This window comes from Streptomyces sp. NPDC088794, from assembly GCF_044750545.1.
GTDB lineage: Bacteria > Actinomycetota > Actinomycetes > Streptomycetales > Streptomycetaceae > Streptomyces.
The window spans coordinates 131,521-148,497 of record NZ_JBIVKB010000001.1; the positions used below are offsets into that span (position 1 = coordinate 131,521).

The following is a 16,977-nucleotide window of genomic DNA, read 5'->3' on the forward strand; positions in this document are numbered from 1 at the left end:
ATCGCGCTATTGAACCCACGTACAACATGCTCAACCTGCCGCTGCATCAAGGGAGATCGCGTCATGGCGGAGACGGACACGGAGACGAGGCCGACGGGCGGGAACGGACTCCCGAAGGGTTTCCGCAGCGCCGAGCAGGGCTGGCCTGAGCTGCGCCGCATCCCGCATCCGCCGCGCCGGGTCCCCTTCCTCGGTGACGTGATCGGCGCCAGCCGGCGCACCCCGCTCCAGGACACCCTGCGCTACGCCCGGCAGTTGGGCCCGGTGTTCCGGCGCAAGGCCTTCGGCAAGGAGTTCGTGTTCGTGTGGGGCGCCGAGCCCGCGGCCGACATGGCGGACGAGTCGCGCTTCGCCAAGCACGTCGGTCTCGGGATCGCCAATCTGCGGCCGGTGGCCGGTGACGGGCTGTTCACGGCGTACAACCACGAGCCGAACTGGCAGTTGGCGCACGACGTCCTGGCGCCGGGTTTCAGCCGGGAGGCCATGGCGGCCTACCACCCGATGATGCTGGCGGTGGCCGGGCGGCTCACCGACCACTGGGACCGCGAGCTGACGGCGGGGCGGGCGGTGGACGTGCCCGGTGACATGACCAAGCTGACGCTTGAGACCATCGCGCGCACCGGGTTCGGGCACGACTTCGGGTCCTTCGAGCGCTCCCGGCCGCACCCCTTCGTCTCCGCGATGGTCGGCACGCTCACCTACGCGCAACGGCTCAACACCGTGCCCTCGCCGCTGGCTCCGTACCTGCTGCGGGGTGCTTCCCGGCGCAACGCGGCCGACATCTCGTATCTCAACCGCACGGTCGATGGGCTGGTCCAGGCCCGCCGTGCGTCGGACGCCGACGGTGACGGTGACCTGCTCGACCGGATGCTGGAGACAGTCCGTCCGGAGACCGGCGAGCGGCTGTCCGCGGAGAACGTCCGGCGGCAGGTCATCACGTTCCTGGTGGCCGGGCACGAGACGACCTCGGGCGCGCTCTCCTTCGCCCTGCACTACCTCTCCCTGCACCCCGAGGTCGCCGCACGGGCGCGGGCCGAGGTGGACGCCGTCTGGGGCGACGCCGAGGTGCCGGGGTACGACCAGGTGGCCAAGTTGCGTTATGTGCGGCGGGTGTTGGACGAGGCGCTGCGGTTGTGGCCGACGGCGCCGGCCTTCGCCCGGGAGGCCCGCGAGGACACGGTCCTTGCGGGCGGCCATCCGATGCGGCGCGGCGCGTGGGCGCTGGTCCTCACGGCGATGCTGCACCGCGATCCGGAGGTGTGGGGCGCCGACGCCGAACGCTTCGACCCCGACCGCTTCGACCCGAAGTCCGTACGCTCCCGGGTCCCGCACACCTTCAAGCCGTTCGGGACGGGCGCGCGGGCGTGCATCGGGCGGCAGTTCGCGCTGCACGAGGCCACGCTGGTGCTGGGCCTGCTGCTGCGCCGCTACGAGCTACGGCCCGACCCGGACTACCGGCTGCGCGTGACCGAGCGACTGACGCTGATGCCGGACGGACTGCGGCTGCACCTGGACCGGCGGACGGCGAGCGCGTCGGCCGCGCCGGCACCGGACGAGTCGCCGACATCGGACGACCCGTCGTCACCGGATCTACGGTGTCCAGTGCACGGGACGGGTGACTGAGCCCGGCAGCCGGGTCCCCGCGCTCCCCCGGGCCGCGTTGACCTGGGGCTGGGTGAGGAAGAAGGCGCCGGTCAGGTCCGCGTCGGTGAGGTCGGCGTCGCGCAGGTCGGCGCCGATCATGTCCGCCTCGCGCAGATCGGCACCGGTCAGGTCGGCGGCGATGAGGTAGGCGCCGCGGAAGTTCGCGCCGCGCAGATCGGCGCCCTTGAGCCGGGCCCCCATCAGGTCAGCGCCCCGGCGCTCCTTCTTGCGGCCACGGACGCCCGCACGCACCAGGTCGCTGGTCTTCAGCAGCAGGACGTTGACCTCCTGCCGGTGCGCGCCGACGTCCAGCGCGGTCAGCTCCTCCGGCGGGCGGCGGGTGTGCTCCTCGGTCCGCTCCAGCAGCCGGCGCAGATCGGCGTGGACCGGACGGGCGGCCGGGAGGGTCAGCGCCTCGGTGAGGTACCAGAGCAGTTCGTGCAGTTGCCGGACGACCGGGAAGACGTCGAACATCTGCCGGGCGTCCTCCTTCGACCCCTCACGCCAGTCCCGCCCGCCGAAGGTGACCTGGGAGATCTTCTGCCCGGCGCCGAAGCAGTCGTAGACCGTGCAGCCGTTGAACCCCTCCTGCCGCAGCCGGGCGTGGATCCCGCACCGGTGGTCCTCCCGCAGGTTCGGGCACGGACTGCCGGCCTTCTTGTCGATCGCGAAGTCCGTGGAGCGGGCGAAGGGCAGCGCGACACAGCACAGCCCGAAGCACCGCCCGCAGTCGGCGCGCAGTTCGGTCGGTTCCACTGTCTGATCTGGCACGAAGACCAGTTTATCGAGGCGGGCCCCCATCTCTGGACCATCATCGAACCGATCGGTACCATCTTCCGCATGCCCGTACCGAAAGGCACGACCCTCGATCCGGAGCGCACCCGCGCGGCGCTCCTCGCCTCGGCGACCGAGATCTTCTACGAGCGCGGTCTGGACGGCGTCGGAGTGGCCGAGCTGTGCCGCGCGGTGGGCGCCTCCAAGGAGACGCTCTACCGGCACTTCGGCTCCAAGGACGGCCTCGTGGAGGCAGTACTCACGGCCCGCAGCGACCGAGTCGTGCACTGGCTCACGGCCACGGTCGAGGCGGCGGGCGCCGACCCGCGCGCCCAACTGGCGGCGCTCTTCGACGCTTTGGGCGACTGGTACCGCCAACCCGGCTTCCGCGGCTGCGCGATCGTCAACGCCGCGACCCAGCACCACGCACCACCGGCCGCCCCGGCCGCCGACCGCCACCTGGGCCGCTACCAGGACCTGCTGACGAGCATCGCCGAGCGCGCCGGAGCACCCGAACCGGAGCGCCTGGGACGGCAGTTGCTGATCCTGCTGGAGGGCGCCACGGTCGTCGCGGACCACCACGACCCGGACGGCCTTGCGGCACAGGACGCCAAACGGGCGGCCCTCACCCTGCTCGCGGCCGAGGGGGTGTGAGGCGATGACGACCGAGGCTCTCCCCGCGCCCGACGGCGTCGAAGGATGGACGGCACCCGGATACGAGCCGGTGGCCCAGGTCTTCGCCGGCAACTTCGAGCGATACGGCGAGACGGGCGCCGCGTTCGCCGCGTACCGGGACGGCGAACTCGTCGTCGACCTGTGGGGCGGCACCGCCGATCCGGCGACGGGACGCCCCTGGCGTGCCGACACCCTTCAGCTGGTGTTCTCGGGCGCCAAGGGGCTGACGGCCGCCTGCGTCCTGCTGCTCGTCGAGCGCGGGCAACTGGACCTGGACACCCCAGCCGCCCACTACTGGCCGGAGTTCGCCGCCGCCGGCAAGGACCGGATCACGGTCGGCGAGATCCTCTCCCACCAGGCCCGGCTGCCGGGTGTGCAACAGCCGTTCAGCACACAGGAGTTGCTGGACCCCGAGCACATGGCGAGCCTGCTGGCCGCGCAGGCGCCGTCCGCTGATCCGCGGGCCGGGTTCATCTACCACGCGCTGACGTGGGGCTGGTTGACGGGCGAGTTGGTGCGCCGGGTCGACGGGCGGACGGTGGGGGCCTTCTTCGCCGAGGAGTTCGCCGGTCCGCTCGGTCTGGACGTCTGGCTGGGCCTGCCGGACGAGGAGCGCGGCCGGGCCTCGACGACGCTCGCGGGCCCCGGCGTCCTGGTACCGCAGGTCGGTGACGACGACGATCCGTTGCGCGTCCTGACCCGCAATCCCCTCACCACCCCCGACGCACCGGCCCTTTGGAACAGCGCCGCCTTCCGCAGGGCCCGGATCCCCGCCGTCGGCGCGCATGTGACGGCCCGTTCGATGGCCCGCTTCTACGCCTGTCTCGCGCGGGGCGGTGAACTGGACGGCGTCCGTGTGCTCAAGGAGGCGACCGTCGGCCTCGGCCGCCGGGAGCTGCGGCGCGGCACCTCACCTCTGTGGGGCAGCCCGATGGCGTACGGCGCGGGCTACGAACTCCGCACCGACCTGGCCCTGTTCGGGCCGCCGCAGGACACGTTCGGGCACGCGGGCTTCGGCGGCTCCCGGCACGGTGCCTGGCCGGGAGAGCGCGTCGGATTCTCGTACACGATGAATCTGGTCCGTGGGGACTTTCCCGACCGTCGGCCGTTGGATCTGCTGACGGCCCTGCATGGTGCCGTGACGGTCAGTCCAGCGCGGTGAGGTCGAGGCGGGCGAGGCGGTCCGGGTCGGCCAGGATGTGCATCTCGGCGATCCTGCCGTCGACGACGGTGAGGCCCATGACGGCGAGCGCCCGGCCCTCGACGACGTTGACCAGGCCGACCGTGTCGTTGACCAGGACCACCCGGGACAGCGGCGTGAACTGCCGGAACATCATTGCCTGTTCGGCCACGCTCCTGGCGCCGCGCACCAGCTTGGAGGCGGCCGCGCCGCCCACCAGGGTGCCGGAGTCGACGCGCAGCACGATGTCCGGGTCGAGGACCGAGACCAGTGCCTCGAAGTCACCGGCGCGGGCGGCGGCCATGAAGGCGTCGACGACCTGTCGCTGCCGGCCGAGGTCGGGTTCCGCCGACGGTGTGGCGCCCCGCACGCGGCGCCGGGCCCGGCTCGCCAGCTGCCGGGTGGCCGCCGAACTGCGCTCCACGATCGGCGCGATGTCGTCGAAGGGCACGGCGAACATGTCGTGCAGGACGAACGCCAGTCGCTCGGCCGGCTCCAGGGTCTCCAGCACCACCAGCAGGGCCAGCCCCACCGAGTCCGCCTGGAGCACCTCCTGCTCCGGGTCGATCTGCGACAGCGGCCTGATCACCGGGTCCGGGACGAAGGTGTCGTCGATCGGCTCCTCGCGCCGCAGGTTCCGCGAGCGCAGCAGGTCCAGACAGACCCGGCCGACCACGGTGGTCAGCCAGCCGCCGAGGTTGCGGATGTCGTCCGCCTCGGTGCGGCTCAGCTTGACCCACGTCTCCTGGACGGCGTCCTCCGCCTCGGCCGTCGAGCCGAGCATGCGGTACGCCACCGCCTTCAGCCGCCCGCGGTGCTCCTCGAAGCGGTCGGCCAGCAGTTCCGTCTCGTTCATTCCGCCCCCGTCGCGGTCTGGATCGTACGGACGATGTGATCATCCAATCACGACCCGAACGGCTCGAAACAGCGCCCGTGCCCCCCGCCCTTGCATGACCTCAGTAGCGCTGCGCCTTGACCAGCTTCGGCGTCAGCACCGGCTTCGGCGGCTTGCGGCTGATGGCGATCGGCTGGGCCCGTTCCCCGGGTGCGAGGTTCTCCGCGCCGACGTATCGGGTCTCGACCGTCTTGCCGGCCGAGTCGAGGAAGTCGACCTGGACGGCGTACGAGGCCTTGTGGTCGGTCTTGTTGGTGATGGAGACGACGACGGCGAGCAGGCCGTCGGTGCTGGCGCGCGCCTTGCCGGTCATCGCGACCTCGGACAGTGCGTTGCCGCGTCCCTTCACGTCCTTCAGCGCGTTCCGGGCGGCCTTGTTGGCCCGCTCGACCTCGGCCGAGACGGAGGCCTCGAAGGAGGACGCGGCGGCGGAGGCGGATGCTTCGCGGGCCGAGGCGGAGGCGCGGGCCGACGCGACGGCCGACGCGGCCTTCGACTCCAGGGCGGAGGGCGTGTTGCCGGAGAAGGAGGCCGTGTCGGGTGCCGTCGGCGTGGCCGAGGAATCACCGTCGCCGTCGCCGTCACTGCTGCACGACACCAGGGCCGCACCCGCCAGAGTGGCCGCCAGGGCCAGGGCGACCGCCCGGGCTCGTCCCGTTCGGCGCTCCGGGCGGGCTGACCTCGTACGCATCGCGTGGTGTCCTCTCGCGCGACAGGGAACGACGGACCGACGAAATGAACCTTATGTCGGTTTCGGTGTCGTCACACCTCGTCGCGCGTCAGCGCCAGCAGTCGATCCAGGACCCGCGGCCCGCCGGCCCTGACGCCGTCGTGTTCGAACTCGTCGGTGACCCAGGTGCGCAGTCCGCGGATCGCGCGGGCGGTCTCCAGGGAGTGGGTCGCGTCGACGTACATGTCGTCGTGGTAGACCGCCGCCGCGACCGGGACCTCGTTGGCGGCGAGGCGGGCGGGGTCGTACAGGGGCGTCCAGTCGGTGCGGGCGGCGAGGAGTTCGGCGGTCTCGCGGAGCGGGCGCAGGGCGGGGTCGTTGTCGAACATCCAGGGGTGGATCGTTTCTCCGGTGAACAGCAGCGGGCCGTCGCCGGCCAGGGCCTTGGCCGCATCGAACTGCGGGTACTCCCCGCGGACGCGCTCGGCCGACCATGCGGTGGGGCGCTCGTCCTGGGCGTAGACCGACTCGTGGACGAGGGCGTACAGGGGGTGTCCGGCGTACGAGAGCTGGGCCTGGACCTCGTCCTGGAAGGCGTCCGAGAGGGCCGGGCCCTGCGGGGTGCGGACGAAGGCGTGTTCCAGGAGGTAGTGCAGTCGGTGGCTGCCCTCGCTGCCGCCGAGGACGATGCCGAGGGTCTGGAAGGCCTCGACGGTGAGGCGGTAGCCGTTCGGCAGGGTCACGTCGTGCGCGAGGAGGTGGTCGGCGATGCGGCGGGCCCGCTCGACGTCCTGCGGGTAACGCGCGTAGTGCGCGGCGACCTTGCGCTCGATACGTGGGTAGGCCGCCCGGTAGACGTCGTCGGCGTGCGCGTCCAGCGAGGGCAGGCCGCCGGTGATCACGGCGGCGGTCAGGCCCTCGGGAGCGCTGGAGAGGTAGTGCACCGCGCAGAAACCGCCGAAGCTCTGGCCGAGGACGGTCCAGGGCGCGCCGCCGGTGACCTCGGCGCGGATCGCCTCGCAGTCGCGGACGATCGAGTCGGCGCGGAAGTGCGTGAGGTAGTCGGCCTGCTCCGCGGGGCCGCCGCGCAGCGGAAGGGTCTGGCGGGTGGCGGGCGTGGAGTGGCCGGTGCCGCGCTGGTCCAGGAGCAGGACCCGGAACTCCTTCAGCGCCCGGTCGAGCCAGGCCTGCCGTCCCACGAAACGGTTCGCCCCGAAGCCCGGGCCGCCCTGGAGGTAGAGCAGCCACGGCAGGTTCTGGTGCGCCTTGTCGCTGCCGACGACCTCACGGGCGTAGAGCTCGATCGTCTCCCCGGCCGGGTCGTCGTGGTCGAGGGGCACGGTGAAGCGGCGGTCGGTGAGGACGACGCCGGGCTGGCGGTACGTGGCGGTCAACGGGGCTCCTGGGACGTACGGGTTGTGGACCGCGTCCCAGTTCAGCACATGATCCTGCGGCCAACACCCCCCGGGATCATGAAATCGTACTGAACGCGCGATCAGCGGGCGGACAGACTGGATCTGCGCACGACCAGTTCGGGCTGGAGGACGACCCGTCGGTGTTCGTGCTGCACCAAGCCGTTCTCGGCCTCCGTCTCCTCCAGGAGGAGTTCGGCGGCGAGGGCGCCCAGGGTGACGGCGGGCTGGCGGACGGAGGTGAGCGGGACGGCCGCGGCGGCGGCGAACTCGATGTCGTCGTAGCCGACGATCGCGAGGTCGTCGGGGACCGAGACGCCGGCCGCGAACATGGCCTGGAGGACGCCGAGGGCGAGCAGGTCGTTGGCGCAGAAGACGGCGGTGGGGCGGTCTGCGAGGCCGAGCAGCCGGGCGCCCGCGTCCCGTCCGGCGGCCACGTCGAGACGTTCGGTGGGCAGCTCGCGCAGGTTCTCGGGGCCCAGGCCCGCCTCGGCAAGGGCGTTCAGTGCGCCGGTGCGGCGGTCGCGGACCTGGTTGAGGCCGGGCGGGCCGCTGACGTAGGCGATGGAGCGGTGTCCGGCGTCGACCAGATGGCGTACGGCGAGCGCGCCGCCCGCCACGTCGTCCACCGAGACGGAGCACTCGGTGGTGCCCTCGGCGACCCGGTCGACCAGCACGAAGGGGATGTTGTGCCGCCGGAACGACTCGATGTTGCGGCCGGTCGCGTCGGCGGGGGTGAACAGGACGCCCCGCACCCGCTGCTCGGCGAAGAGGGACAGGTAGTCGGCCTCCTCGCTGGCGCTCTGGGCGCTGTTGCAGACCATCACGCCGAGGCCCGCCTCGCGGGCGGCGCGCTCGGCGCCGCGCGCCACGTCGACGAAGAACGGGTTGCCCATGTCCAGGACGAGCAGTCCCATGATGCGGCTGCGGCCCGCGCGCAACTGGCGCGCGGACTCGCTGCGGACGTAACCGAGCCGGTCGATCGCGGACAGCACGCGCGCCCGGGTCTCGGTCGCGACCGTGTCCGGGCGGTTGATGACGTTCGAGACCGTGCCGACCGAGACTCCGGCGACGCGGGCGACGTCCTTGATACCCACCGACTGGGCCATCAGGCAGGGACCTCCAGGGGTACTCGGGAGGGCGGAAAGAAGACCTTCACATTACCGTCATCACCGCGCACATCCGGCCCGGTCACGCGGGCAACGCGAAGTCGACGACATGGAGCGCCGAGGGTGTCGTACCGCTCGACTTCTCCTGGTACATGAACGACAGGACGTTGTCGGCCCGCACCCGCGTCTCGTCGACGACGACCTCACCGAAGGCGTTCAGGTCGCCGCCGTCGTGCAGCAACGTCCAGTCGGTGTACCCGGATGCCTTCGAGGCCCCGGCGATCCGGCCGTAGGGGAGGACCGCGTAGGCGTTGTCGTACCGGTCCAGGACCAGCTTGGTGCGCTGGCTGGAGGCGAGCGGGACCGGGATCTCGGTCTTCTGCCAGGTGCCGGCGGAGTTCTTGCGGAGGTGGAAGGCGCGGCCGTGCGCGGTGCGGTCGGCGACGTAGTTGGTGGTGCACTGCCCGAAGCGGCCTGGGACGTAGCTGATGATCGCGTGCGGGAGACCGGTGGAGTCGGTCGCCTGGCTCTCCTGGTTCATGAGGGAGTGGTCGGGGTCGAGGGCGTCGACGACCAGGCCGCGGTCCGTGACGGCCACGGTGTCGGAGCCGCCTGTCGTGCCTACGACGGTGCCCGCGTCGTTGCGCCAAGTCCGGCCGCGGTCGGTCGAAGTGACGTAGCCCGTGTCGTGGTTGGTGATACCGCCCCCATTGCACATCACGGCCGCGTTCTGCTCACGCCAGGTGAAAAGGGCATGCAGGCGCCCGTGGACGTCGTAGTCGATGCCGTGCAGGTACATGTTGCGGGCCGTGGAGGAGCCGTGCGCGCTGGTGTACGTGCCGGTAGAGGCGGTCCACTCCCCCAGTTCCGTCCAGCGCGAACCGTCGTACTCCGCAAGGGCGTTGCGGCCGTTGCCGGAGACGCCGACCCGATAGCTGAGCTGGAGCGCGCCCTCGGGGGTGGCGATGAACTGCGGGTACGTGAACTGCGAGGTGAGCGGGAGTCCGTCGAGCGAGGTCTGTACCGGGCCGAGGACGGATGAAGTCCAGGCCGTGGACGCCGGATTGTCGAGGAGGCCCGCGATCGACTTGGCGTAGAAGTAGCCGTCGCTGTGGGAGTCGAGGTTGAGGTGGAGGCGGCCGTCCAGTTCCGAGACACCCATCGAGATGACGTTGTGGGAGTCGTCGCTCTTCAGGGTGTGGGCGAGGGTGAGCGTGGACCAACTGGAGCCGTCCAGCGGGCGTCTGGCGATGACGGCGTGACGGGTGGCCGTGTACCAGGCCGCGTACTGGTGACCCATGTACGTCAACAGCCCGTTCTTCTGGAACGAGTTGTTGTTGACCAGCCCGTCGTAGGAGACGAAGTAGAGGGCGGTGGTGTCCAGTCGGGTGCGGTTGAGCAGGCTGAGGGCGGGTGCGGCGAGTCCGCTTCCGGCGGCGGTCATGAGAGGTGGAACACCTCCGTGAGGGGCGTCATCGCCTCGTCGGGCCGGGCGCCGTCCAGTGACTCGAAGAACGGCGCCATCTCGGCCTGCCAGCGGGCGTTGACGTCGGTGGCCTCCATACCGGCCTGGGCGGCGGCGAAGTCCTCGGTCTCCAAGTAGCCGACCAGCAGGCCGTCCTCGCGCAGGAAGAGCGAGTAGTTGTGCCAGCCGGTGGCCGCGAGCGCGTCGAGCATCTCGGGCCACACGGCGGCGTGCCGCTCGCGGTACTCGTCGAGGCGGTCCGCCCTGACCTTCAGCAGGAAGCACACGCGCTGCATCAACGACCTTCCGGAAACTAGAAGTTGAACTGGTCGATGTTCTTGGCGTCGAACACGGTCGGCTTGCCGAGGTTGATCACGCCGTCCTTGCCGATGGTGTACGAGGTGTCGCCGGCCTTGAAGGTCTCGCCCTCCTTGCCGGTGATCTGACCGGACGCCAACGCCACGGCGGTGCGGGCGGCGAGGTCGCCGAGCTTGGCCGGGTCCCACAGCTCGAAGGCATCGACGGTGCCGTTCTTGACGTACTTGCGCATGTCGTTCGGGGTGCCGAGGCCGGTCAGCTTGACCTTGCCCTTGTACTTGGAGCCGGACAGGTACTGGGCGGCGGCCTTGATGCCGACGGTGGTCGGGGAGATGATCCCCTTCAGGTTCGGGTACTCCTGGAGCAGGCCCTGGGTCTGCTGGAAGGACTGCTGGGCGTCGTCGTTGCCGTACGCGACCTTGACCAGCTTCACGTCCTTGTACTTGGGGTCCTTGAGCTCGTCCTTCATGAAGTCGATCCAGGTGTTCTGGTTCGTCGCGGTCTGCGCGGCGGACAGGATCGCGATCTCGCCCTTGTAGCCGATCTGTTCGGCGAGCAGCTGCACCTCGGTGCGGCCCAGGTCCTCGGCGCTGGCCTGCGAGACGAAGGCGCTGCGGCAGTCGGCCTTGGTGTCGGAGTCGTAGGTGACGACCTTGATGCCGTTCTTCATGGCCTGCTTGAGCGCGGTGCACAAGGCGCCCGGGTCCTGCGCGGAGACGGCCATCGCGTTCACCTGCTGCTGGGTGAGCGTGTTGACGTAGGAGACCTGCCCGGCCGTGTCGGTCGCGCTGGAGGTGCCGACCTCCTTGTACTTGGAGCCCAGTTCGGTGAGCGCCTTCTCGCCGCCCTTGTCGGCGGAGGTGAAGTAGGGGTTGTTGACCGACTTGGGCAGGAAGCCGACGGTGAGGCCCTTCTTGAGGGCGGCGTTCGGGTCGGCCTTCCCGGCGGTGGCGGCGGAGCCCCCGTCGTCCTTGACGTCGTTCTTGGTGGTGCCGCCACAGGCGGTCAGGGCGAGCGCGAGGGAGGTGGTGGCGGCGAGGGCGGCGCAGGAGCGGCGGATCGATGACTTGCGCATGACGGAGGTCCTTTACCAGGGTGGGCGGACGTTACGAGGTCGGAGCCGAGGCGGCTCTGCGGCCTGCCCTCGCTACGGAGATCTGTCGGGCGACCCGGGGGCCGAGCACGGAGACGACGAGCAGGACGCCGGTGACGACGATCTGCGATTGAGCCGAGACGTTGAGGAGACTCATCACGTTCTGGAGCGCCCCGAGCAGGAACACCCCCGCGATGGCACCGCCCAACGTGCCCTTGCCGCCGTCGAAGTCGATGCCGCCGAGCAACACGGCGGCCACGACGGAGAGTTCGAGCCCGGTGGCGTTGTCGTAGCGGGCGCTGGCGTAGTGCAGGGCCCAGAAGATGCCGGTGAGCGAGGCCATCAGGCCGGTCACCGTGAACAGGATCAGCTTGTGCCGCCTGACCCGGATCCCGGCGAACCGCGCGGCCTCCTCGCTCGCGCCGATCGCGAACAGGGACCGCCCGAACGGTGTGGCGTGCAGGACGACCACCGCGATGGCGAGCAGCACGAGGAAGGGCAGGAAGGCCTGCGGGAGGAAGCTGTCGCCGATGCGTCCGGACGCGAAGTCCAGGTACTGCGTGGGGAAGTCGGTGACCGCGTTCGAGCCGAGCACGATCTGCGCGATGCCCCGGTAGGCGGCGAGGGTGCCGATGGTGACCGCGAGGGAGGGCAGTCCGAGCCGGGTGACGAGCAGGCCGTTGACGAGCCCGCACACCAGGCCGAGGAGGAGGCAGATCGGAATGATCGTCTCGATCGCCATGCCGTCGTTCCACAGCTTGCCCATCACCGCGCCCGACAGACCGGCCGTGGAGGCGACGGACAGGTCGATCTCGCCGGCCACCACCAGGAGGGTCATCGGCAGGGCGATCAGCGCGATCGGCAGCGTGTTGCCGAGCAGGAAGGACAGGTTGAGGGCGTTGCCGAAGCCGTCGACCGTACCGAACGACAGCAGGAGCAGGACGATCAGGAGCGCGCCGACGACCGTGTCCCAACGGACCGCGCGCGTCAGGGAGTCAGGCATGGCGGGCGTTCCTCTTCTTCAGGGCGGAGGCCACCCGCAGCGCCACGATCCGGTCGACCGCGATGGCGAGGAGCAGCAGGATGCCATTGATGGCGAGCACCCACACGGAGCTGACGCCGAGGGCCGGCAGCACGCTGTTGATGGAGGTCAGCAGCAGGGCACCGAGGGCCGCGCCGTAGACGCTGCCGGAACCGCCGGTGAAGACGACGCCACCGACCACGACCGCGCTGACGACGGTGAGTTCGTAGCCGTTGCCGGTGCCGGAGTCGACGTTGCCGAACCGCGCCAGGTACATCGCGCCGGCGAGCCCGGCGAGGGCACCGCAGAAGGTGTACGCGGCCAGGATCCGCTTGCGCACCGGGATGCCGGCCAGGCGTGCGGCCTCGGGGTTGGAGCCGAGCGCGTACAACTCGCGCCCGCTGCCGAAGTGTTTGAGGTAGTACGCCGTCGCCACGAGCACCGCGAGCGCGATGAGCGCCAGCCACGGCACCGCCGAGATGCCACCGGAGCCGAAGTCGACGAAGCCGCCCGGGAGATCGGCCGCGGTGATCTGGCGGGAGCCCACCCAGATGGAGTCGAGGCCCCGGATGATGTAGAGCGTGCCCAACGTGACCACGAGCGCGGGGACTTGGCCGAGGCTGACGAGCAGCCCGTTGAGCAGACCGCAGCCGATGCCGAGCAGGACGGCCAGGACGACGGCGACGAGTCCGTTGCCGCCGCCTTGGAGATAGTCGCCGGCGGCGAAGGCGGTGATGCCGAGGGTGGAGCCGACGGACAGGTCGACGTTGCGGGTGATGACGACCAGGGACTGGCCGGTGGCGACCAGGACCAGGATGGTCGCGTTGAGGAGCAGGTCCTTGATGCCCTGTTCGGACAGGAACTCGCTGTTGCCCATCTGGGTGATGGCGATCATCACCAGGAAGACGGCCAGGATGGCGAGTTCGCGCATCTTGAAGACACGGTCGACCAGCCGGGTGCCGCTGGACTTGGGCACCTCGGCGGCGGGAGCGGGATTGGGTGCGGTCACCGTCATACGGCGGCCCTCCATACGGCAGTCGTCGTGCGGCGGGTCCGTGCCGAACGGGTCGGCGCCGTGAAGGAGTTCGCTGTGCGGAAGCTCGCGGCGTGGGAGTTCGCGGCGTGAGAGTTCACGGCGTGAAAGTCCACCGTGCGGCGCGCCGGCCCGCGGGACGTCGTCGTCATGCGGCGGCCCTCCCGGTCGCGGCGGCCATCACGGTCTCCTCGGTGGCCTCGGCGCGCGGGATCTCGGCGGCGAGCCGGCCCTCGTGCATCACCAGCACACGGTCGGCCATGCCGAGCACCTCGGGCAGGTCGGAGGAGATCATCAGGACGGCCACCCCGTCGGCGGCCAACTCGCCGAGCAGCCGGTGCACTTCGGCCTTGGTGCCGACGTCGATGCCCCGGGTGGGCTCGTCCACGATCAGCACCTTGGGCCCGGTGGCGAGCCACTTGGCGAGGACGACTTTCTGCTGGTTGCCGCCGGACAGCGTGGACACGGCGTCGGCGATCCGGGCGTACTTGACGTGCAGCTTGACGGCCCAGTCCAGCGACCGGCTGCGCTCGGCGCCGCGGTCCATCAGGCCGGCCCTGACGGTCGAACGCAGGCCGGTGAGGCCGATGTTGCGCTCGATGGACATCTCCATCACCAGGCCCTGCGCGCGCCGGTCCTCGGGGACGAGGGCGATTCCGGCGGCCATGGCCGTGGAGGGAGCACCGTTGGTCAGTCCCTTGCCGTCCACCTCCACCGCGCCGGCGTCCCACCGGTCGATGCCGAAGACGGCACGCGCCACCTCGGTACGGCCGGCGCCGACGAGCCCGGCGAGGCACACGATCTCGCCGCGCCGCACGTCGAAGGAGACGTCGGTGAAGACGCCCTCCCGAGTCAACCGCCTTACGCTGAGGGCGACTTCGCCGGGCTCGACGTCCTGCTTGGGATACAGCTCGTCGAGATCGCGACCCACCATGCGCCGTACGAGATCGTCCTCGGTCATGCCGTCGAGCGGCTCGCTGGCGATCAACGCGCCGTCCCGCAACGTTGTCACTCGGCGGCAGATCTCGAAGATCTCCTCCAGCCGGTGCGAGATGAACAGCACGGCGGCGCCCTGGTCGCGCAGGGTGCGCACGACCCCGAAGAGGCGGGCCACCTCGCTGCCGGTGAGCGCGGCCGTCGGCTCGTCCATGATCAGCACCCGCGCCTCGAAGGAGAGCGCCTTGGCGATCTCGACGATCTGCTGGTCGGCGATGGACAGGCCGCGGGCCGGGCGCTCGGGGTCGAGGTCGACGCCGAGGCGCTTCATCAGGGCGGCGGTCGCCGCGTGGGTGGCCTTGTGGTCGATGCGGCCGAGCGCCCGCCGGGGCTGGCGGCCCATGAAGATGTTCTCGGCGATCGAAAGGTCGGGGAAGAGCGTGGGCTCCTGGTAGATCACGGCGATGCCGGCGTCCCGGGCGTCGCCGGGCCCGTGGAAGACGACGGGCTCGCCGTCGAGCAGCACCCGGCCGGCGTCCGGCCGATGCACTCCGGCGAGCGTCTTGATGAGGGTCGACTTGCCCGCGCCGTTCTCTCCGGCGAGCGCGTGCACCTCGCCGGGCAACAGTTCCAGGGACACGTCCCGCAGGGCACGCACGGCGCCGAAGGACTTGGAGATGTCCTCCAGTGCCAGCACCGGGGCCGGCCCCGTGTCGGACGGGTGGGTCATGAGGGGCTCCTCGACGACGCCCGGGGCGGGCCCTCACAGCGTCGTGAAAGGTTTCAACTTGGTTGCCGGGACGTTAGGCGCGTGGGCCATGTCACGTCAATGGGTCCGGATCGAAAAAGTTTCGACAGTCCTTCGAGAGCCGGAGGTCACGGTCAGGCCACGGACGGGCCATGGGCAACAGGGTCTGCCAAAACGCTTGACACCCCTCCGGGAGCCTCTTAGCTTCCGATCCTGAATCGATTCATACAGAAGCTGTTCTGTACCGACGTCACAGGAGCCCTGAAGTGACCGAGCTCGCCGCGGTGAAGGCCGCGCTGAAGACCCAGGCAGTCGAGACGCCGTCATGGGCGTACGGGAACTCGGGGACCCGTTTCAAGGTGTTCGCGCAGCAGGGCGTACCGCGTGATCCCTATGAGAAGCTCGCGGACGCGGCCAAGGTGCACGAGTTCACCGGCGTGGCGCCGACGGTCGCGCTGCACATTCCGTGGGACAAGGTCGAGGACTACGGGGCGCTGGCGAAGTACGCGCAGGAGCGCGGACTGAAACTGGGGGCGATCAACTCCAACACCTTCCAGGACGACGCCTTCAAGCTCGGCAGCATCTGCCACGCGGATCCGGCGGTGCGGCGCAAGGCGCTCGATCATCTGCTGGAGTGCGTCGACATCATGGACGCGACGGGGTCCCGGGACCTGAAGCTGTGGTTCGCCGACGGCACCAACTACCCCGGGCAGGACGACATCCGCGAACGCCAGGACCGGCTCGCGGAGGGCCTGACCGAGGTGTACGACCGCCTCGGCGACGACCAGCGGATGCTCCTGGAGTACAAGCTCTTCGAGCCCGCCTTCTACACCACCGACGTCCCCGACTGGGGCACGGCGTACGCCCACTGCCTCAAGCTCGGCGACAAGGCGCAGGTCGTGGTGGACACCGGCCACCACGCCCCCGGCACCAACATCGAGTTCATCGTCGCCACGCTGCTGCGCGAGCAGAAGCTCGGCGGCTTCGACTTCAACTCCCGCTTCTACGCCGACGACGACCTCATGGTCGGCGCGGCCGATCCCTTCCAGCTCTTCCGCATCCTCTACGAGGTCTCGCGGGGCGGCGGGTTCACCGCGGGCGTCGCCTTCATGCTCGACCAGTGCCACAACATCGAGGCCAAGATCCCGGCGATCATCCGCTCCGTGATGAACGTCCAGGAGGCCACGGCGAAGGCACTGCTGGTGGACCGGGACGCGCTGGCCGTGGCCCAGCGGGAGGGTGACGTGCTGGGCGCCAACGCCGTGTTGATGGACGCGTACAACACGGATGTGCGGCCGTTGCTGGGTGAGGTGCGGGAGGAGTTGGGGCTGGATCCGGATCCGATGGGGGCGTATCGGCGGTCGGGGTGGGCGGAGCGGATCGTGGCGGAGCGGGTTGGGGGGACGCAGGCGGGGTGGGGGGCGTAGGGGGTGTGCTGAGAGTGCTGAGGGGCGTGGGAGGTGTTGGGGTGTAGGGGGCGTGCTGAGGGGCCTGGGAGGTGTTGGGGCGTAGGAGGTGTTGGGGGGCGCTCTCGGGGTGGTTGGTGACGGTGAGGGGAGAACTGGCGGGGCCTGCGGTCGGGGCCCGGTAGAGGCTCGGTGCGGTTGTGAGCGCACTTGGCGCTGTGCCTGCGGCGGCCCGGTGACGGCCGCAGGTGATCGGCGGGCGCCCGCTCGGCCACGCCCGTGACGGCAAGGGCTGAGACACGGTGGCGGCCGTAGGTGCCCGGTCGGCACCCGCTCGACGCGCCGATGGCAGCCGGGCCCAGGGCTCGTCGACGGCCGAAGGTGATCGGTCGGCGCCCACTCGGCCACGCCGGTGACGGCCAGGGTCGGCCGGTGACGGACAGAGCGTCCTCGCGTCGGTGATGGGCGGGGGGCGGTGGCACCGGGCCGGTTCAGTGGCGGTGGGGATTGTCTGCCTGCGCGCCGCAGGCACAGCGCGCGGCACGGTCACCCGATTGCAGTGGGCCCCGTTAGGCTCCCTGCTCGGAGCACATTCGCG

At 70.5% G+C, this 16,977-nt stretch carries 15 protein-coding genes; 4 read left to right on the forward strand and 11 right to left on the reverse strand.

Going from position 1 to position 16,977, the window contains the following annotated elements; translation table 11 throughout:
- The first annotated feature begins 63 nt into the window (after positions 1-63).
- Positions 64-1,623, forward strand: coding sequence for a cytochrome P450 (locus ACIP6U_RS00595; RefSeq protein ID WP_401710792.1), 1,560 nt, complete (start codon positions 64-66; stop codon positions 1,621-1,623).
- Here the strand turns inward: ACIP6U_RS00595 and ACIP6U_RS00600 are convergent.
- Complete coding sequence (locus ACIP6U_RS00600; protein WP_401710795.1) at positions 1,591-2,445, reverse strand: pentapeptide repeat-containing protein; 855 nt, start codon at positions 2,443-2,445, stop codon at positions 1,591-1,593. The two genes, ACIP6U_RS00595 and ACIP6U_RS00600, sit on opposite strands and share 33 nt — an antisense overlap.
- A 39-nt stretch (positions 2,446-2,484) precedes the next feature.
- Here ACIP6U_RS00600 and ACIP6U_RS00605 point away from each other — a divergent pair, with 39 nt between their 5' ends.
- Positions 2,485-3,072: a TetR/AcrR family transcriptional regulator gene (locus tag ACIP6U_RS00605; RefSeq protein ID WP_401710797.1), complete on the forward strand. Its 588-nt coding sequence runs from the start codon at positions 2,485-2,487 to the stop codon at positions 3,070-3,072.
- A 4-nt stretch (positions 3,073-3,076) separates the two neighbouring features.
- Positions 3,077-4,255, forward strand: a complete 1,179-nt coding sequence (locus ACIP6U_RS00610) for a serine hydrolase domain-containing protein (RefSeq protein WP_401710800.1) — start codon at positions 3,077-3,079, stop codon at positions 4,253-4,255.
- Here ACIP6U_RS00610 and ACIP6U_RS00615 read toward each other — a convergent pair.
- The 10 genes from ACIP6U_RS00615 to ACIP6U_RS00660 form a co-directional block, all read right to left on the reverse strand.
- Positions 4,239-5,129: a sigma-70 family RNA polymerase sigma factor gene (locus ACIP6U_RS00615; protein WP_401710803.1), complete on the reverse strand. Its 891-nt coding sequence runs from the start codon at positions 5,127-5,129 to the stop codon at positions 4,239-4,241. The two genes, ACIP6U_RS00610 and ACIP6U_RS00615, sit on opposite strands and share 17 nt — an antisense overlap.
- Before the next feature lie 100 nt (positions 5,130-5,229).
- Positions 5,230-5,859, reverse strand: a complete 630-nt coding sequence (locus tag ACIP6U_RS00620; RefSeq protein ID WP_401710806.1) for an FxLYD domain-containing protein — start codon at positions 5,857-5,859, stop codon at positions 5,230-5,232.
- 71 nt (positions 5,860-5,930) lie between these two features.
- Complete coding sequence (locus ACIP6U_RS00625; RefSeq protein WP_401710809.1) at positions 5,931-7,232, reverse strand: alpha/beta fold hydrolase; 1,302 nt, start codon at positions 7,230-7,232, stop codon at positions 5,931-5,933.
- Between the two features lie 101 nt (positions 7,233-7,333).
- Positions 7,334-8,359, reverse strand: coding sequence for a LacI family DNA-binding transcriptional regulator (locus ACIP6U_RS00630; protein ID WP_401710812.1), 1,026 nt, complete (start codon positions 8,357-8,359; stop codon positions 7,334-7,336).
- A gap of 82 nt (positions 8,360-8,441) precedes the next feature.
- Positions 8,442-9,803 (reverse strand): BNR repeat-containing protein, encoded by a 1,362-nt coding sequence (locus ACIP6U_RS00635; RefSeq protein ID WP_401710815.1) that lies wholly within the window; start codon positions 9,801-9,803, stop codon positions 8,442-8,444.
- Entirely contained in the window at positions 9,800-10,120 is a 321-nt protein-coding gene (locus ACIP6U_RS00640; protein WP_401710818.1) for an L-rhamnose mutarotase, read from the reverse strand. Before ACIP6U_RS00640 ends, ACIP6U_RS00635 begins: the two co-directional genes overlap by 4 nt.
- 17 nt (positions 10,121-10,137) lie before the next feature.
- Entirely contained in the window at positions 10,138-11,217 is a 1,080-nt protein-coding gene (gene rhaS / locus ACIP6U_RS00645; protein WP_401710821.1) for a rhamnose ABC transporter substrate-binding protein, read from the reverse strand.
- 31 nt (positions 11,218-11,248) lie between these two features.
- Positions 11,249-12,238 carry an ABC transporter permease gene (locus tag ACIP6U_RS00650; protein ID WP_401710823.1) on the reverse strand — a complete coding sequence of 330 codons (990 nt, stop codon included), beginning with the start codon at positions 12,236-12,238 and terminating at the stop codon, positions 11,249-11,251.
- Positions 12,231-13,271 carry an ABC transporter permease gene (locus tag ACIP6U_RS00655; protein WP_401710826.1) on the reverse strand — a complete coding sequence of 347 codons (1,041 nt, stop codon included), beginning with the start codon at positions 13,269-13,271 and terminating at the stop codon, positions 12,231-12,233. Before ACIP6U_RS00655 ends, ACIP6U_RS00650 begins: the two co-directional genes overlap by 8 nt.
- 166 nt (positions 13,272-13,437) lie before the next feature.
- A complete protein-coding gene (locus ACIP6U_RS00660; RefSeq protein WP_401710829.1) occupies positions 13,438-14,955 on the reverse strand; it encodes a sugar ABC transporter ATP-binding protein in 1,518 nt (505 codons plus the stop codon).
- A 284-nt stretch (positions 14,956-15,239) separates the two neighbouring features.
- Here ACIP6U_RS00660 and rhaI point away from each other — a divergent pair, with 284 nt between their 5' ends.
- Positions 15,240-16,400 (forward strand): L-rhamnose isomerase, encoded by a 1,161-nt coding sequence (rhaI, locus tag ACIP6U_RS00665; RefSeq protein ID WP_401710832.1) that lies wholly within the window; start codon positions 15,240-15,242, stop codon positions 16,398-16,400.
- Positions 16,401-16,977 lie beyond the last annotated feature (577 nt).